General features: G+C 66.9%; 18 protein-coding genes. 11 read left to right on the top strand and 7 right to left on the bottom strand.

Annotated features, from left to right (window positions below; translation table 11 throughout):
• The coding region (locus QOI01_RS14935) for a sigma factor (RefSeq protein ID WP_526382170.1) at positions 1-287 on the bottom strand (287 nt) is incomplete at its 3' end.
• Positions 288-756: 469 nt separating this feature from the next.
• Here QOI01_RS14935 and QOI01_RS14930 point away from each other — a divergent pair.
• From QOI01_RS14930 to QOI01_RS14920, 3 genes are read left to right on the top strand one after another with little or no spacing between them, the layout of a single operon-like run.
• Positions 757-1,620, top strand: coding sequence for an ABC transporter permease (locus QOI01_RS14930; protein WP_526382168.1), 864 nt, complete (start codon positions 757-759; stop codon positions 1,618-1,620).
• Positions 1,617-2,687 (top strand): taurine ABC transporter substrate-binding protein, encoded by a 1,071-nt coding sequence (locus QOI01_RS14925; RefSeq protein ID WP_526382166.1) that lies wholly within the window; start codon positions 1,617-1,619, stop codon positions 2,685-2,687. Before QOI01_RS14930 ends, QOI01_RS14925 begins: the two co-directional genes overlap by 4 nt.
• Positions 2,671-3,468, top strand: a complete 798-nt coding sequence (locus QOI01_RS14920; RefSeq protein WP_526382164.1) for an ABC transporter ATP-binding protein — start codon at positions 2,671-2,673, stop codon at positions 3,466-3,468. Before QOI01_RS14925 ends, QOI01_RS14920 begins: the two co-directional genes overlap by 17 nt.
• A gap of 80 nt (positions 3,469-3,548) precedes the next feature.
• Here the strand turns inward: QOI01_RS14920 and QOI01_RS14915 are convergent, their stop codons facing one another.
• Complete coding sequence (locus QOI01_RS14915) at positions 3,549-3,662, bottom strand: hypothetical protein (RefSeq protein ID WP_526336207.1); 114 nt, start codon at positions 3,660-3,662, stop codon at positions 3,549-3,551.
• A 144-nt stretch (positions 3,663-3,806) separates the two neighbouring features.
• Between QOI01_RS14915 and QOI01_RS14910 the strand changes: the two genes are divergently transcribed.
• The 5 genes from QOI01_RS14910 to QOI01_RS14890 all read left to right on the top strand — a co-directional run bounded on the left by QOI01_RS14910 (position 3,807) and on the right by QOI01_RS14890 (position 9,674).
• The gene (locus QOI01_RS14910; RefSeq protein ID WP_526382162.1) at positions 3,807-4,523 is read left to right on the top strand and encodes a TetR/AcrR family transcriptional regulator; all 717 of its coding nucleotides are present in this window, start codon (positions 3,807-3,809) and stop codon (positions 4,521-4,523) included.
• A gap of 32 nt (positions 4,524-4,555) precedes the next feature.
• The gene (locus QOI01_RS14905) at positions 4,556-6,352 is read left to right on the top strand and encodes an acyl-CoA dehydrogenase C-terminal domain-containing protein (RefSeq protein WP_526382160.1); all 1,797 of its coding nucleotides are present in this window, start codon (positions 4,556-4,558) and stop codon (positions 6,350-6,352) included.
• Positions 6,353-6,550: 198 nt separating this feature from the next.
• Positions 6,551-7,564, top strand: a complete 1,014-nt coding sequence (locus QOI01_RS14900) for a Bug family tripartite tricarboxylate transporter substrate binding protein (RefSeq protein WP_526382158.1) — start codon at positions 6,551-6,553, stop codon at positions 7,562-7,564.
• 3 nt (positions 7,565-7,567) lie between these two features.
• Positions 7,568-8,128, top strand: coding sequence for a tripartite tricarboxylate transporter TctB family protein (locus QOI01_RS14895; RefSeq protein ID WP_526382156.1), 561 nt, complete (start codon positions 7,568-7,570; stop codon positions 8,126-8,128).
• Between the two features lie 13 nt (positions 8,129-8,141).
• A complete protein-coding gene (locus QOI01_RS14890) occupies positions 8,142-9,674 on the top strand; it encodes a tripartite tricarboxylate transporter permease (protein WP_526382154.1) in 1,533 nt (510 codons plus the stop codon).
• A 3-nt stretch (positions 9,675-9,677) separates the two neighbouring features.
• Here QOI01_RS14890 and QOI01_RS14885 read toward each other — a convergent pair whose 3' ends face one another.
• From QOI01_RS14885 to QOI01_RS14875, 3 genes are read right to left on the bottom strand one after another with little or no spacing between them, the layout of a single operon-like run.
• Entirely contained in the window at positions 9,678-10,361 is a 684-nt protein-coding gene (locus QOI01_RS14885; RefSeq protein ID WP_526382152.1) for a FadR/GntR family transcriptional regulator, read from the bottom strand.
• Between the two features lie 56 nt (positions 10,362-10,417).
• Positions 10,418-11,569, bottom strand: coding sequence for an L-talarate/galactarate dehydratase (locus tag QOI01_RS14880; RefSeq protein ID WP_526382150.1), 1,152 nt, complete (start codon positions 11,567-11,569; stop codon positions 10,418-10,420).
• Between the two features lie 48 nt (positions 11,570-11,617).
• Positions 11,618-12,718, bottom strand: coding sequence for an alcohol dehydrogenase catalytic domain-containing protein (locus tag QOI01_RS14875; protein ID WP_526382148.1), 1,101 nt, complete (start codon positions 12,716-12,718; stop codon positions 11,618-11,620).
• 34 nt (positions 12,719-12,752) lie between these two features.
• Here QOI01_RS14875 and QOI01_RS14870 point away from each other — a divergent pair, with 34 nt between their 5' ends.
• Positions 12,753-13,202, top strand: a complete 450-nt coding sequence (locus QOI01_RS14870; RefSeq protein WP_526382146.1) for an acyl-CoA thioesterase — start codon at positions 12,753-12,755, stop codon at positions 13,200-13,202.
• A 23-nt stretch (positions 13,203-13,225) separates the two neighbouring features.
• On the opposite strand, the gene QOI01_RS14865 is transcribed toward QOI01_RS14870, so the two are convergent.
• Complete coding sequence (locus QOI01_RS14865; RefSeq protein WP_526382144.1) at positions 13,226-14,179, bottom strand: D-2-hydroxyacid dehydrogenase family protein; 954 nt, start codon at positions 14,177-14,179, stop codon at positions 13,226-13,228.
• 42 nt (positions 14,180-14,221) lie between these two features.
• Between QOI01_RS14865 and QOI01_RS14860 the strand changes: the two genes are divergently transcribed.
• Positions 14,222-14,662, top strand: a complete 441-nt coding sequence (locus tag QOI01_RS14860; protein WP_526382142.1) for an SRPBCC family protein — start codon at positions 14,222-14,224, stop codon at positions 14,660-14,662.
• Here QOI01_RS14860 and QOI01_RS14855 read toward each other — a convergent pair.
• Positions 14,659-15,339, bottom strand: a complete 681-nt coding sequence (locus QOI01_RS14855) for a GntR family transcriptional regulator (protein ID WP_526382172.1) — start codon at positions 15,337-15,339, stop codon at positions 14,659-14,661. The genes QOI01_RS14860 and QOI01_RS14855 overlap by 4 nt on opposite strands.
• A gap of 156 nt (positions 15,340-15,495) precedes the next feature.
• On the opposite strand from QOI01_RS14855, the gene QOI01_RS14850 reads away from it, so the two are divergent.
• Positions 15,496-16,597: AMP-binding protein (locus QOI01_RS14850; protein WP_526382140.1), on the top strand; the 1,102-nt coding region annotated here is incomplete at its 3' end.

The following is a 16,597-nucleotide window of genomic DNA, read 5'->3' as shown; positions in this document are numbered from 1 at the left end:
GGAACGGCGAAGGCGACGAAGTGCGAGCCCTTGGCGGGGTCGAACCGGTTGACGGCCTTCACCAGTCCCAGCCTGGCGACCTGCGTGAGGTCCTCGATGTCCTCGCCGCGTCCGCCGTAGTGGCGCGCGATGCGGTCGGCAAGCGCCAGGCACCGGATGAAGATGGCTTCGCGCTGACGCGCCACCTCGGCCGATTCGGGCACGTTGCCCTTGAGCGCGGCGAACATCTCCATGACGTCGGCGTACTCGTCGACTTCGCGTGGGGGACGCTCCAACTGGGCGGTCACGAGGTGATCCCCTCGACACCGAAGTCCGGCTGGCTCTCGTTCGTGCAGCAATGGGTCTTCATTGTCGGACCCCCCTAACAGGCGTCCAAGGATACAGCGGTTGCCGAGAGCAATTCAGCGAACGCGGTACCCGCTCCGTCTAGACGGAACCGGCAATCTGCCGTAGCCACGCAGAAAGAAGTGGGCGCGACCCCCCGCAGGAGTCTCAACGAATGCGGCGCTACCCAAATGAATCGCGGGGCTTGGTGCCCGCTTGGCGCTAAACGGGAAATGTCCTTCTGGACGTTGCCACCGTACCTCCTTCTGAACGACTCGTGCAGTAGAGGATTAAAACTCGCAATGATCCCAGCGGTTCCACAGGAACGGGACGCCGGGTAAAAACAGCGAGTGACCGCGACACCGTCCGCCGACTCCTGCTGTCGCTGAACGCGATTCCGTCCAGCCCAGCTCCGAGAAAGTCGCAGGAACAGTGTCCGTCTTCGTTGACATCGTGCCCGACGAGTCGCGTGCCGACCCGCCGGCCGAACGTGCGCCCAGGAACAAGTGGCGCGGCCGCCTGACCCGAGCGGCCCTGCCCCTGCTGTCGGTTCTGGTCTTCGGCATCGCCTGGCAGCTCGCTGCGGGGAGCGGCATTTGGAACCAGACGTTCGTGCCGTATCCCAGCACGGTCTGGAAGGCGTTCATCGACGTCTCCACGACGCATGACGGAACCCGCGGTTACGCCGGCTACCTGCTGTGGGAACACCTCTACATGACGCTGCGGCGGGTGTTCGCCGGTGTGGTGATCGGTGTCGTTCTCGGCGTTGCGCTCGGCCTCGTCATGGGCTCGGTCGGGTGGGTGCGAAGCGTGCTCGAGCCGTGGCTGACGTTCCTGCGGGCGCTCCCGCCGCTGGCCTACTTCTTCCTGCTGATCATCTGGCTCGGCATCGACGAGGCCCCAAAGGTCACGCTTCTCGCGCTGGCGGCCCTGCCTCCCGCGGCGGTTGCCACGACGGCCGCCGTCGTAGCCGCCCCCGTCGGGTTGACGGAGGCGGCGCGGGCCCTCGGCGCGACCCGGCTGCAGGTGATCCGCGACGTCGTGGTGCCCTCCGCGCTTCCCGAGACGTTCACCGGCATCCGTCTTGCCGTCGGCATGGCCTACTCGTCGGTGGTCGCCGCCGAGCTGTTCAACGGCATCCCCGGCATCGGTGGACTGGTCAAGGACGCGAGCAACTACAACAACACCCCCGTCGTGCTCGTCGGAATCTTCGCGATCGGATTCTCCGGCCTGATCATCGATGGTCTGCTTCGCACCGCCGAGCGGCGTGCGGTCCCCTGGAGAGGAAAGATATGAGACTGCTGAATCCTCTGTTCTTCGCGCGAAAGCTCATCGAACCGCTGCTGGGAATCCTGGTCGCGGTCGCCCTCGTGGTGCTCGGGTTGGCAGGCTGCTCGGTGGACAAATCCGGGCAGGACTCCTCGAAACCGACGATTCGCATTGGCTACCAGACCTTTCCGAGCGGTGACCTGATCGTCAAGAACAACAAGTGGCTCGAAGAGGCGCTGCCCGACTACAACATCAAGTGGGTCAAGTTCGACTCGGGCGCCGACGTCAACACGGCGTTCATCGCCAAGGAACTCGACTTCGGCGCGCTGGGCTCCAGTCCCGTCGCCCGCGGTCTGTCCACGCCGCTGAACATCCCGTACAAGATCGCGTTCGTGCTCGACGTCGCGGGCGACAACGAGGCGCTGGTGGCACGCAACGGGAGCGGCGTCAACACCATCGCCGACCTGAGGGGCAAGCGCGTCGGAACGCCGTTCGCCTCCACCGCGCACTACAGTCTGCTCGCCGCGCTCGCGCAGAACAACCTGTCTCCCGCCGACGTTCATCTCGTCGACCTGCAGCCGCAGGCGATCCTGGCGGCGTGGGAGCGCGGTGACATCGATGCCGCCTACACGTGGCTGCCGACGCTGGACGATCTACGCAAGAACGGCAAGGACCTGATCACCAGCCGCCAGCTCGCCAAGGACGGCAAGCCCACATTGGACCTCGCGGTCGTCGCCGACGACTTCGCGGCCGCGCATCCCGAGGTCGTCGACAAGTGGCGTCAGCAGGAGGCCCGCGCGCTCACGACCATCAAGGACGATCCCGACGCCGCGGCAAAGGCCATCGCCGCCGAGATCGGCCTGTCCCCGGATGTCGTTGCGGGACAGCTGAAGCAGGGCGTCTACCTGACGCCCGCGCAGGTTGCCTCACCGGAGTGGCTCGGTGCGGACGGGAACCCTGGCAACATCGCGACCAACCTGGAGAGTGCCTCGCAGTTCCTGGCCGAGCAGAAACAGATTCCTGCTGCCGCCCCGCTGAAGACCTTGCAGGACGCGATCTACACCAAGGGCCTCCCCGATGTCCTCAAGCAGTGAGCAGACCGCCGGGGCAAGCGGTGACGTCCGCGGCGGGGTGCGGATCGAGAACCTCGCACATCGCTATGGGGAGGTGACCGCCCTTGGCCCAGTCGATCTCGACATCGACCCCGGCACGTTTCTGGTATTGGTCGGGGCGTCGGGCTGCGGAAAGAGCACGCTGCTACGGCTCATCGCCGGGTTCGAGGAACCCAGCGCCGGGAAGGTGAACGTCTCCGGGAGCGCACCCACCCCCGGCGTCAGCGCGGGTGTCGTCTTTCAAACGCCGCGGCTGTTCCCGTGGCGGAGCGTGGGAGGCAACGTCGACCTGGCGCTGAAGTACGCCAAGGTGCCACGCGAACGGCGGCCCGAACGCCGCGACCAACTGCTGCACCGAGTCGGCCTCGAGGGCACGGCCGATCGGAAGATCTGGGAGATCAGCGGCGGTCAGCAGCAGCGTGTCGCGATCGCGCGGGCGCTGGCCGCCGACACTGCGCTCTTCCTTCTCGACGAGCCGTTCGCCGCTCTCGACGCGCTCACCAGGGAGCGACTCCAGGAGGACGTCCGCCAGGTCAGCGCTGAGACTGGCCGCACGACGGTGTTCGTCACGCACAGCGCCGACGAGGCCGCGTTCCTCGGCTCCCGGATCGTCGTGCTGACCCGCAGGCCGGGACAGATAGCGCTCGACCTACCGGTCGACCTGCCACGCACCGGAGTGGACCCCGACGACCTCAGGCGCTCACCCGAGTACACGCGGTTGCGCGCCGAGGTCGGTCAGGCGGTGAAGGCGGCTGCGGCGTAGTCGAGCCGTCCCGAACACGTTTACACGACAACGGCGCCGACCCGCGGATCGACGCCGTTGAGTGTTGTTCGAACTCCGGCTTAGACCGGCGGGTAGGCGGGGGGCGGGTAGACGCCTCGCAGCCCCCACGGAACGAACTGGAAGAAGTACTCGATCTCGTCGCTGGCGTCGTAGTCCGGATTCGGATCCATCATTACCTCCAAGGCGAGACGACTTTGCCCGAAGTCTAGACCGAATCGCCCCACCGCGGACAGCGGATCTGACCGTCTGGATAAACTGGCGGCCAACCAGTTGATTGGTCCCCGGGCGGAGGTCCGGCCTACCTATAGTGAGTCGTCATGTCCACGGAATCTGATTCTCTTCGCGCAAGCGGCTCATCGCCGTCTGATTCTGTTCGCGCAAGCGGCTCATCGGCCGCACCTCCGAACGGACTGACCCGCCGAGAGGAGCTACTCGCCGTCGCCACCAAGCTGTTCGCCGCGCGGGGGTATCACGGCACCCGGATGGACGACGTCGCCGACGCGGTCGGCCTCAACAAGGCGACGGTGTACCACTACTACGCCAGCAAGTCGCTGATCCTGTTCGACATCTGCAAGAGCGCCGCCGACTTCACGATGGACGCGCTGCACGACGACCCCACGGCGTCGGCGCGCGAGATGATCTACCACTTCACCCACCGGCTCCTGGTCGGCATCGCCAGCGACGTCGAGCGCGGGGCGGTGTACTTCCAGGAGGCGCCCTACCTCACCGAGTGGTTCACCGAGGAGCAGGTGGCCTACATCCGCAAGGCCGAGAGCACTGTCTACGAGCACGTGCGCGACGTGATCGACCGGGGAATCGCGAGCGGCGAGTTCTACGACTGCGACTCGCACGTCCTGGCGCTGGGCTACATCGGTATGACGCTGGGCTCCTACCGCTGGCTCCGCCCACAGGGCCGTCGCACCGCACAGGAGATCGCGGTCGAGTTCAGCACGGCGCTGCTGCGCGGCCTGATCCGCGACGAAGCCGTGCGCACCGAAGAGCCGCTCGGCATCGACGTTGCGGGCACGGCATAGTCGAAGGAGGACACCGTCGAAGGAGGAGGCCGATGAAGTCCACCCTGTTGTCGCGGCGCGACCTCGACTTCCTGCTGTACGAATGGCTTCGCGTCGACGAGCTGACCAAGCGCCAACGCTTCGCCGAGCACTCCCGCGAGACGTTCGACGGCGTGCTCGACCTCAGCGAGGAGCTGGCCGAGAAGTACTTCGCTCCGCACAACAAGAAGAGCGACGCAGAAGAGCCGACCTTCGACGGCACCAGCGTCACCGTCATCGGTGAGGTCAAGGCCGCCATCGACGCGTTCGCCCAAGCCGACCTGATCGGCGCCAGCATGGACGAGGCCGTCGGCGGCGCGCAACTGCCTGCCTGCGTGGCCCAGGCTGGGTTCGCGTACGTCTCGGCAGCCAACGTCAGTACCTCGGGCTACCTGATGCTGACAATCGCCAACGCCAACCTCATCTCCAAGTTCGGCGGCGACGAGCAGATCGAGAGATTCGTCAAGCCCATGCTCGCCGGGCGCTTCACGGGCACGATGGCGCTCTCGGAGACGCAGGCGGGCTCGTCGCTGGCCGACATCCTCACCCGTGCGGAGCCGCGTGACGACGGAACGTACCGGCTGTTCGGCTCGAAGATGTGGATCTCGGGCGCCGAGCACGAACTGACCGAGAACATCGTCAACCTGGTGTTGGCGAAGATCCCCGGTGCACCCGCGGGCACCAAGGGCATCTCCCTGTTCATCGTGCCGAAGTACCTCGTCGACGCGGACGGTTCCATCGGTGAGCGCAACGACGTGACGCTGGCCGGGCTGAATCACAAGATGGGGCAACGGGGTATCAGCAACACGGTGCTGAACTTCGGGGAGGGCGTGCACACCCCCGTCGGAGAGGCGGGCGCCGTCGGCTACCTCGTCGGCGAACCGCACCGCGGCCTGATCTACATGTTCCACATGATGAACGAGGCGCGCCTCGCGGTCGGAATGGGCGCGGTGTCACTGGGCTACACCGGCTACCTCAAATCGGTCGAGTACGCGCGTGAACGTCCCCAGGGTCGCCTCGCGTCGGCCAAGGACCCGTCGACGCCGCAGGTGCCGATCGTCGAGCACGCGGACGTCAAGCGAATGTTGTTGGCACAGAAGGCATATGTCGAAGGCGGCCTGGCGCTTGGGCTGTACTGCACGCGGCTCATCGATCTGCAGCGCTGTCCCGAGTCCGCCGAAGAAGCCGAGGGCGTGACGCTACTGCTCGACATCCTGGTCCCGGTGGCCAAGAGCTGGCCGTCGCAGTGGTGCCTGGAGGCGAACAACCTGGCGATCCAGGTGCACGGCGGATACGGCTACACCCGCGAGTACGACGTCGAGCAGCACTACCGCGACAATCGATTGAACCCGATCCACGAGGGCACCCACGGGATCCAGAGCCTGGACCTGCTGGGCCGCAAGGTCACTCAGCATGGCGGCGCCAGCCTGGCCGAGTTGGGCAAGGCGGTGTCCGCGACGCTCCAGCAAGCCAACGCCGCCGGTGCCGAAGCGGCCGAGCTTGCCGCGCAATTGAAGTCGTCCTGGCAGCGGCTGCTCGAGGTGACCACCGCGATGGTCGCCTCGGGCGACACCGAGGCGACGCTCGCCAACAGCGTCATCTACCTCGAGGCGTTCGGGCACGTCGTGATGGCATGGATCTGGCTGGAGCAGTTTGTCGTCGCCGACGGCCAGTCAGGCGACTTCTACGACGGGAAGCGCCAAGCCACCAGGTACTTCTTCCGCTACGAACTGCCGAAGACCGCACCGCAACTGGACCTCCTGGAGGGGCTCGACCGCACCACGCTGGACATGCGCGACGCCTGGTTCTGACCGAGCGCCGGTCCTGACCTGCGGTTCTCCGTGACGGTGACGACAGGTCGCCGGGTCGCACCCACGCGTGATCCAAAAAAGGTATCAAGTGATGCTGGATCAGGCTTGGACAGGTATTGCTCTAGTCCCTACGTTGAGTGACCAAGGCCACACACGTCGTGCGTGACCGTGCAGATCACACGACGAGGAGTGATTGTCATGCTCAGCTCGAAACGCCGCCGGAACATACGCGCCGGCATCGCCGTCGCTGCCACCGCAGGCCTGACCCTGACCGGCTGCGGCGGTGTCCAGAACAGCACCGGCAGTGGCGGCGGCGATGGATACCCGTCGGGCACCGTCGAGATGTACGTCGGCGCATCGGCAGGCGGGTCCAGCGATCTGATCAGCCGAGCGGTTTCGAAGGGTCTCAGCGACGACCTCAAAGCGTCCTTCCCGGTGATCAACCGCGAGGGCGCGAACGGTGCGCTCGCTGCCGCCGAGGTGGCCGGTGCCAAGCCGGACGGCTTGGTCATCTCGATTCAGAATGCCTCGCTGTTCACCATCACCCCGCTGGCGGTCAGCCCCGACGAGGTCACCAAGATCGACGACTTCGACGTCGTCCAAGGTGTCTCGCGCGACGATTACGTGCTGGTCACGAACCCGGCCAGCGGATACCGCAACCTCGACGACATCAAGAAGGCGACCCGCGTCGTCCGGTATGGCACGACCGGTGTCGGCACTGGAGCGCAGCTGTCCGCCGCGTTGCTCTTCAAGACGAGCAACGTCAATGCCCAGGCCGTTCCGTTCGACGGCGGATCGCCTGCACTCGCCGCCGTACTCGGCAACCAGGTCGACGTGGCCGTCATCCAGGTCGGCGAGGGGATCGAGAACATCCGCGCGGGCAAGCTGACTGCGCTGGCGGTCTTCGGCCCCGACCGCATCGAGTATCTGCCCGAGGTACCGACCGCGAAGGAGCAGGGGCTCGACGTCGAGGTGACCCAGTACAGGTTCATGACCGTGCCAAAGGGCACCCCGCAAGAGGTCAGGGACATCATCGCCAAGAGTATGAAGACCACCTTTGCGACGGACGCCTACAAGAAATTCAACAAGCAGAACAGTCTGACGCCGATGGAGACGTCCGGTGACGAGGTGCTCGCGCAGCTCAAGAAAGACCAGAAGCGGTACGCCGATCTGATCGAGAAGTACGGCATCAGCCTTCGCAACGAGGCCTGAGTCGTGACCGAGGTGACGAAGAAGGACCCCGTAGGGCCGGTGCCGCACCCGCACACCGGGGACATCCTGGCCGAAATCGAAGCCGAGGTCGCTCAGGAGTTGGAGGAGGAACGGCCACCGGCAGGCGGTCCCGCGTATCAGGTCCTTGGCGCTCTGGTCGGGCTCGCGGTGGGCGTCTGCGGCGCGGTGCTCGCGTACGGATACGGCCTGGGGTCCCTTCGAGAACCGGGTCCGGGTCTGTGGCCATTCCTCGTCAGCGTGCTGATCGCCGGGTTGTCCGCCGTGCTGCTCTTGGTCGGCCACAGCCTGACCGACTCCGAGGCCTTCACCCGTGCCAGCGTGCTCCCGCTGGTCGGTGCCGTCACCTTCGTCGCCTTCGGACTGATGATGCCGCTCACCGGCTTCGAGATCCCAGCGGTTCTGCTCTGCGTCGTCTGGCTGAAGTTCCTCGGCGGTGAGAGCTGGCGCAACACCGTCGTGATCAGCGTCGTCACGGTCGCGGTGTTCTACCTCCTCTTCCTCTACGCGCTGCGAATCCCGTTGCCCCACTTGATCTCGCTCTGAACAGAACTGGACCATGAACTTCAACGCATTCCTCGACGGTTTCGTCATCGCCGTGCAGCCGTCGAACCTGCTGTACTGCCTCGCCGGCGTCCTCATCGGCATGATCATCGGCGTGCTGCCCGGGCTGGGCCCGGCGGCCACCATCGCGATCCTGCTGCCCATCACCTACACGATCGACCCGGTGTCGGCGATCATCATGCTCGCGGGCATCTATTACGGCGCCCAGTATGGCGGCACCATCACCTCGGTCCTGCTGCGACTGCCCGGTGAGGCGTCGTCGGTCGTCACGGTGTTCGACGGCTTCGCCCTGGCCAAACAAGGCAGGGCCGGAACGGCTTTGGGCATCGCTGCGATCGGCTCCTTCGTAGGTGCCACCATCTCGATCATCGGCCTGACCCTGCTCGCCCCGGTGATCGCCGAAGTCGCGCTGGATTTCGGCCCGCCGGAGTACGCCGCGCTCGCGCTGCTCGGCGTGCTGCTCGTGGCGACCATCGGCAGCGGCAACAAGCTCAAGGCGATGATCGCAGGCGCGGTGGGCCTGCTGCTGGCCACCGTGGGCCGCGACACCTTCAGCGGTGCCTCCCGCTTCACGTTCGACAGCCTGCAACTCTCCGACGGCATCGACTTCGTCGTCGTGGCAATGGGTTTGTTCGGTGTCGGCGAAATCCTCTACAACCTCGAGCAGCGGCATGGCAAGCAACACGTGCCGCCCAAGGTGGGCAACGTGTGGCCTTCACGCAAGGACCTGAGACAGTCGGCGGGTGCCATCGGCCGCGGTTCGGTGATCGGGTTCGTGCTCGGGGTTCTGCCCGGTGGCGGTGCGGTGTTGTCGTCGATCGTGGCCTACGCGACGGAGAAGCGCCGCTCCAAGACTCCTGAACGGTTCGGCCGGGGTGCGATCGAAGGGGTGGCCGCACCCGAGACGGCGAACAATGCGGCGGCCACGTCGTCGTTCATCCCCCTGCTCACCATCGGCCTGCCCGCCAACGCCACGATGGCGATGTTGTTCGGGGCCTTGCTGATCCTGGGCGTCTCGCCGGGACCGCAACTCGTCAACGAGCACCCCGACGTCTTCTGGGGCGTCATCAATTCGATGTACATCGGCAACATCCTGCTGCTGATCCTGTCGATCCCGCTGGTCGGGCTATTCGTACGCATCCTGCGGGTGCGGCCCGCGATCCTCGCGCCTATCACGGCGCTCATCACGATCCTGGGTGTCTACACGATCAACAACTCGACCTTCGACATCTTCGTGATGGTGGCGTTCGGCGTCATCGGCTATCTGATGAAGAAGGCCGGTTTCGATCCCGGTCCGATGGTGCTGGCCTTCGTGCTCGGGTCGATCATCGAGTCGAGCACGCGGCGTTCGATGCTGATCTTCGGCGGTGATCCGACCGGGTTCGTCACCAGACCGATCTCCGGCACCATCCTGGCCATCTTCCTGGCACTGATCCTGCTGCCCCTTGTCCGGCACTTCGTCAAGGCCAGGCGGGCGGGACGCGAGCTGCACGAATCCGCCCACACCCCAGAGCAACTCAAGGTCTGAGGTTCAACGGCCCGTGTCGAGCCGCCTGCGGGTGTTGCCGAGGTGGACGCGCATCGCCGCTCTGGCGGTGTCGGGATCGCCTGCCAGGACGGCGGCAGCCACGTCGTCGTGCTCACGACGCAGCCGCGCGACCTGGCTCGCGTCGGCGTGAGAGTGTGCATCGCCGAGTCGCGTGCGCGCCAGCATGATCACCATCGGGCCCAGCGAGTCGAGCAGCTCGAGATAGAACCGGTTGCCGCTGACGGCCGCCACGGCGCGGTGGAATCCGAAGTCCGCCTCCACGGCATCTTCTGGCGCGGCAGCGACGAACGCTTCCAGTGCCGCCTGGATCGTCGCCCGGCTGGCGGCAGTCACGCGCGCGGCCGCCAATGCCGCTGTCTCGCATTCGATCCCGATGCGGAAGTCGACCATGTCGAGCACGTCCCGATGGGTCCTGATCGCGGCGGACTCGACGGTGAAGGACGTCGGTTCTGGCATGGTGAGCACGAACGAACCGCGGCCCTGGAAGGTCTCGACAAGCCCTTCGGCGCGCAGCCGCGTCACCGCCTCGCGAACCACCGTCCGAGAGACGCCAAACTCCTCGATCAGCTCCGACTCCGACGGCAGCTTGTGGCCGGGCGGCAGTTCGCCGGCGAGGATCTTGTCCTTCAGGCCCGCGACGACCCGCTGCGCCAGCGTGGTTGTCACTCGCGTAGTCCGATCACTGCGCCATCATGACATTTGGTTCTTCGCGCAAGCGCTCATCACGGCTTCCCGAACGACGCCGTCTCCACCGTCCGCGCCCGCATCTCGTCGCTGAGCGTGAATCCGAGCCCCGCGCGCTCCGGCAGCCACATGCGGCCGTCGTGAATGTCGATGCGCTCGTTGAAGAGTGGGTTGAGCCACTCGAAGTGCTCGACCCAGGGTTCGGTCGGATACGTCGCGGCCAAGTGCAGGTGGATCTCCATGGCGTAGTGCGGGGCGAGCGCCAACCCGGCGTGCGCGGCGAGCGTCGCGAAGCGCAGGAACGGCGTGATGCCGCCGATCCGGGGAGCATCGGGTTGCACGATGCCGCGGTATCCCGCGTCGATGAGCGCCATGTGCTCGGGCACGGAGGTGAGCATCTCCCCGGTGGCGATCGGCGTATCGAAGGTGTGACTGAGGTCGGCGTGGCCAACGGCATCCCACGCATCGAGGGGCTCCTCGATCCAGATCAGGTCGAACGCCTCGAGCTCACGGCACATGCGACGCGCCCTGGCCCGGTCCCACTGCTGGTTGGCGTCGACCATCAACGGCGTCTCGCCGAGGTGCTCGCGCATCGCCGCAACCCGGTTCAGGTCCTTCTTCCAGTCCGGCTGCCCGACCTTGATCTTGATACCGCCGATGCCGGACTCCAAGGACGCGGTTGCCTTCTCCTGCATCTCCTCCAGCGGGGCCTGAAGAAATCCGCCGGAGGTGTTGTACACCCGGCACGAATCACGATGAGCGCCAATCAGCTTGGACAGCGGCAGCTCGGCGCGGCGCGCCTTGAGGTCCCACAGCGCGACGTCGAGTGCCGCGATGGCCTGGGAGGCGACGCCAGAGCGTCCTACCGACGCGCCTGCCCAGAGCAGAGACTGATAGATCCGGTCGATGTCGGAGGGGTCCTGACCGACGGCGACCTCGGCGATCTCCGCCAGGTGCGCGTATTGCGCCCGCCCGCCCGCTTGGAGTAGCTGAACCCCATGCCCTCGAGCCCCTGCTCGGTGACCACCTCGACGAATAGCAGCACGGTCTCCGTCAACGGTTTTTGGCGGCCGGTGAGCACCTTGGCGTCGCTGACCGGAGTCGCAAGCGGTAGTACGACGTGCGACAGGGTGAGGTGGCGGATGCGGTCGGACATTGCACTCCCGATCAGTTATATAATAAGTATTCAACTCATCATACAAGTTGTCGTGGGTCTGACAACCCCTGCGGGGCGGAGCTCAGTCGAACTCGATGATCTGCCGCACCGCGTTGCCGTCGGCGAGCTCGTCCATACCGTCGTTGATCTGATCGAGGCCGATCGTCGACGACACCAGCTTCTCGATTGGCAGCCGGCCCGCCCGCCACAGCGAGACGAAGCGCGGGATGTCCCTGGCCGGGACGGCGGACCCAAGGTAGCTGCCGATCAGTGATCGTCCCTCGGCGACGAAACCCAACGGCGACAGGCTGATTCGCGCGTCGGGCCTGGGCAGCCCGACGGTGACCGTGCGGCCGCCGGGACCGGTCAGTGCGATGGCGGTCTCCAGAGCTGCGGGGTGACCGGCCGCCTCGATGACGATCCGCGCCTTGAGATCCCCGACCTGGTCGGGGGTGACGGCGGCGTGGGCGCCCAGGCTCCTGGCCCGCGCGAGCTTGTCGGGCAGCTGATCGACGGCGACGACCTCGACGTCGTCGTGCGCGAGCACGGTCAGCAGCGCCGCCATGCCCACCCCGCCCATGCCGACGATCGCGACCGTGTCCCCGGGACGGGGCCGCCCAGCGTTGAGGACCGCACCGCCGCCGGTGAGCACGGCACACCCAAGCAGGGACGCCACCACGGGTGGGACGTCGTCGTCCACCGGCACGACGGAGCGGCGATCGACGACGGCGTGGGTGGCGAAGGCCGAGACGCCGAGGTGGTGCAGCACCGGCCCCTCGTCGGTGGCGAGTCGCGTTCCGCCGCCCAGCAGCACTCCCTCGGCGTTGGCGGCGCTTCCGGGGATGCACGGTGCGAGCCCGTCGGTCGCGCACGCCGCGCACTCTCCGCACCGCGGCAGGAAGGTCATCACGACGCGCTGCCCCACCGCGACGTCGGCCACCTTGGCGCCGACCCGCTCGACGATGCCCGCCGCCTCGTGCCCCAGCAGCATCGGCACGGGCCGGACCCGGTTGCCGTCGACGACGGACAGGTCGGAATGGCACAGACCGGCGGCTTCGATGCGGACGAGCAGTTCGGAGTCGCCGGGCGGCGCGAGCTCGAGGTCGGTGATCGTCAGAGGCCGGGACTCTGCGTAGTTGCGGGGGGCACCGATGCGTTCGAGGACGGCTCCACGGATCTTCACGTCCGCCAGCTTGCCAGTGCCCGATACTTGCCCGATGAACGAGCGGGATCTGACGTCGTGTGACTTCCCGGTGCACTGGCCCGTCCTGACCCGATGGACGGACAACGACATGTTCGGTCACCTCAACAACGCGGTGTACTACGAACTGTTCGACACCGCGATCAACGCGTGGATCAACACCAGCACCGACGTCGACCCGGTGTCCGCGCCGTGGCTGGGCGTGGTCGCCGAATCCGGCTGCCGCTACTTCGCCGAGTTGGCGTTCCCCGACCCGCTGGTGGTGGGACTCGCAGTGAGTCGGCTCGGCACCAGCAGCGTCACCTACCGGCTCGCAGTGTTCGAACCGGGCGAACCCGGTGCCACCATGCCCGTTGCGGCTGTCGGCCATTGGACACACGTCTACGTGGATCGGACGACGCGCAGGCCCACCCCCATCCCCGACGACATCCGGGGGCTGCTCTCGACCGCGCAGGTCGACGGGTAGGGCCGATCGCACCGTCCCAGCGGCTACTGAGAGTCGAGCCATTCGGCGATGGCGTTGACCGCGTCGCGGAAGAAGATCCGGTACGGGCGGTCCGCGACATAACCGATGTGTGGGGTGGCGAGCACGTTCGTCGACGTGCGCAGCGGATGGTCGGCGGGCAGCGGCTCGGTGTCGAACACGTCGAGGGCGGCCCCGGCGATCGATCCCGACCGCAGTGCCTCGACGAGTGCCGCCTCGTCGACGATCGGGCCTCGCGACGTGTTCACGAGCAGCGCGGTCGACTTCATGGTCGAGAGTTCCGCGGCTCCGACCAGGCCGCGGGTGCGTTCGCCGAGCTTGAGGTGGATCGACAGGACGTCCGCGGCGGCGAAGAACTCCTTGCGCGGTAGGTAGCGGGCGCCGGCCTCCTGCGCGGCGTGGGCGGTCAGGTTCGTACTCCACGCCACCACGTCCATGCCGAACGCGGCGCCGATCCGGGCCACTCGTGCACCGATGCGGCCCAGTCCGAGGACGCCGAGGACGCGACGGTCCAGTTCGCGCCCGACGGTCGTCTGCCAGCGGCCATCGGCGACAGCCTGCCGTTCGGTGACGAGGTGGCGAGCGGCGCCGAGGATCAGCGCCCAGGTCAGCTCGACGGTTGCGGCGACCGTGCCGCCGGTGTGCGCGACGTGCACGCCTGACTCGGCGGCCGCGGCCATGTCGATCGACGCGTTCTGCGGACCGGTCGAGGCGATCATCCGCAGCCTGGGCAATCGTTCGATGACGCTGCGCGGCAGCGGCGTTCGCTCCCGCATCACCATGAGGACGTCGAAGGGGGCAAGACGCTCGACGAGTGCGTCGACATCGGCGACGTGGTCGGTGAACACGGTGATGTCGGCCCGAGCCGACACCGGTGACCAATCCGCCGTCGCCAGCGCAACGTTCTGGTAGTCGTCGAGGATCGCCACCCGAACTCCTCTGTCCTCGGTCTCGTTCACTGGCCTCCGTTCGTCTCCAGGCGCAGCCGATATGCTCGCCCGATGCCGATCGTAAGCAAGACCGTCGAGGTCGAGGCCCCCGCCGAATCGATCATGGCGATCGTGGCGGACTTCGAGTCCTACCCGAAGTGGAACGAGGAAGTGAAGGGTGTGTGGGTGCTGGCGCACTATGACGACGGCAGGCCCAGCCAGTTGCGTCTCGACGCCGCCATTGGTGGCTTCGACATCACCTACGTCCAGGCCATCTACTACCCGGGCGAGAACCAGATTCAGACCGTCATGCAGCAGGGCGACCTGTTCTCGAAGCAGGAGCAGCTGTTCTCCGTCGTCGCGATGGGCCCGACCGCGCTGCTGACCGTCGACCTCGACGTCGAGACGACGATGCCCGTGCCCAAGCCGATGGTGAAGAAGATGGCCAACGACGCGCTGGATCACCTGGCCGACAACGTCAAGAAGCGCGCCGAGGAACTAGCCGGCCCTTAGGTCCAGAGGCCCAGCTCGTCGAGCCGCGCGGTGAGGCGTTGCGCCCCGTCGGTGAACTGGACGTCGGTCAAGCGCACCACGGTGTCGACGTCGTGCCGCCGTAGCGCCGCTATGAGCTCGCGGCGGTTCGCAACGGTGTGCCTACCCCACTCGGGGTCGTTGGCGTAGATGTGCGGTGGCAGGTATCTGGCGGCGTGCAGCAGGAACCACGCCAGCTTGATTCGGCCGGAGGCGCGGTTGAAGACCCGGTGAAATGCGAACTCGGCGTCGGCTACCTCCGCGGTGTCCCGACGCTCGATGGCGCCCGCCACCGCCTCGGCCAGGTGCTCGAGTTCGTCGATCTCGTCGTCGGTGATGCGCTCGGCGGCCGACCTGGCGAGCTGACCCGCGATCACGGCCTGCAACCAGAAGATGTCCTCGATGTCGCCGCGGGTGAACGCGGACACCACGTGACCGCGGTGGGGTTCGAGCTGCACCATGCCCTCACCGCGCAACGTCCGCAACGCTTCGCGCACGGGAGTGATGCTGGTGCCGAGTTCGGCCGCGGTCTCGTCGAGCCGGATGAAGGTGCCCGGCCGCAGGGTGCCGGACATGATTCCCACCCGCAGGTGTCCGGCCACCTCGTCGGAGAGCTGTTCGCGGCGGGCTCTCGGCCGCGGTCTCGCCGGTGCGTTCACGGCGCTCCGTCCCCCCATGGATCCCTCATTGGTAGTGCCTCTGGCGTGGGGTTGTCCCCTGGGCGCCGAGGCCATAGTGTGGCCGGGGCAACACCATGTTTGATCAAATGTCAACGCCGCGCAACCTGCGCCTCGTCACCACAGGAGCACCAGACGTTGACCGCCACACCCGCCGCCCCAGGTCAGGCAGAGGAACAGCCCTACCTGGCCCGCAGGCAGAACTGGACGAACCAGCTCGCCCGCCATGCTCTGATGCAGCCACACGCGACGGCACTGCGGTTCCTCGGCCACACGACGACCTGGGGCGAGCTCGACCGCCGGGTGACGGCGCTCGCCGGCGCGCTGAGCCGTCGCGGGGTCGAGTTCGGTGACCGCGTGCTGATCCTGATGCTCAACCGCACCGAGTTCGTCGAATCGGTCCTGGCCGCGAATCTGCTGGGGGCCATCGCGGTGCCGGTCAACTTCCGCATGACCCCGCCCGAGATCGCCTTCCTCGTCGGCGACTGCCAGCCGCGGGTCGTGGTCACCGAGCCGGTCCTCGCAGCGGTGGCGACGGCGGTGCGGCAGCTCGACCCGACGCTGGCCGACGTCGTCGTGGCGGGCGGAATCACCGAGGACGGCCTGCTGGGCTACGACGACCTGCTGACCGAAGGAGGGCAGGCCCTCGATGCGGTCGACATCCCCAACGACTCGCCTGCGCTGATCATGTACACCTCCGGCACCACGGGTCGGCCCAAGGGCGCGGTGCTCACCCACGTCAACCTCTCCGGTCAGGCGATGACGCACCTCTTCACCGGCGGTGCGGATCTGAACCACGACGTCGGTTTCATCGGTGTGCCGCTGTTTCACATCGCAGGCATCGGCAACACCATCACCGGCCTGCTGCTCGGACGGCCGACGGTGATCTACCCGCTCGGCGCCCTCGATCCCGGCGCACTGCTCGACGTCCTGGAGGCCGAGCACGTCACCGGCATCTTCCTGGTGCCCGCTCAGTGGCAGGTGGTCTGCGCGGCGCAGCGGGCCAAACCACGCCAACTGAACCTGCGGCTGCTGTCGTGGGGCGCGGCTCCTGCATCGGACACTCTGCTGCGCGAGATGGCCGAGACGTTCCCCGGCTCGCAGATACTGGCGGCGTTCGGCCAGACGGAGATGTCGCCGGTGACCTGCATGTTGCTGGGCGACGACGCCGTCCGCAAGCTCGGCTCGGTCGGAAGGGTCATCCCGACGGTCGCGGCGCGCGTCGTCGACGAGCAGATGA

It is taken from the genome of Mycobacterium sp., assembly GCF_032162605.1.
Classification (GTDB): domain Bacteria; phylum Actinomycetota; class Actinomycetes; order Mycobacteriales; family Mycobacteriaceae; genus Mycobacterium.
The sequence above is the reverse complement of the archived record's forward strand: the minus strand, read 5'-3'. Positions and strand labels throughout refer to the sequence as shown.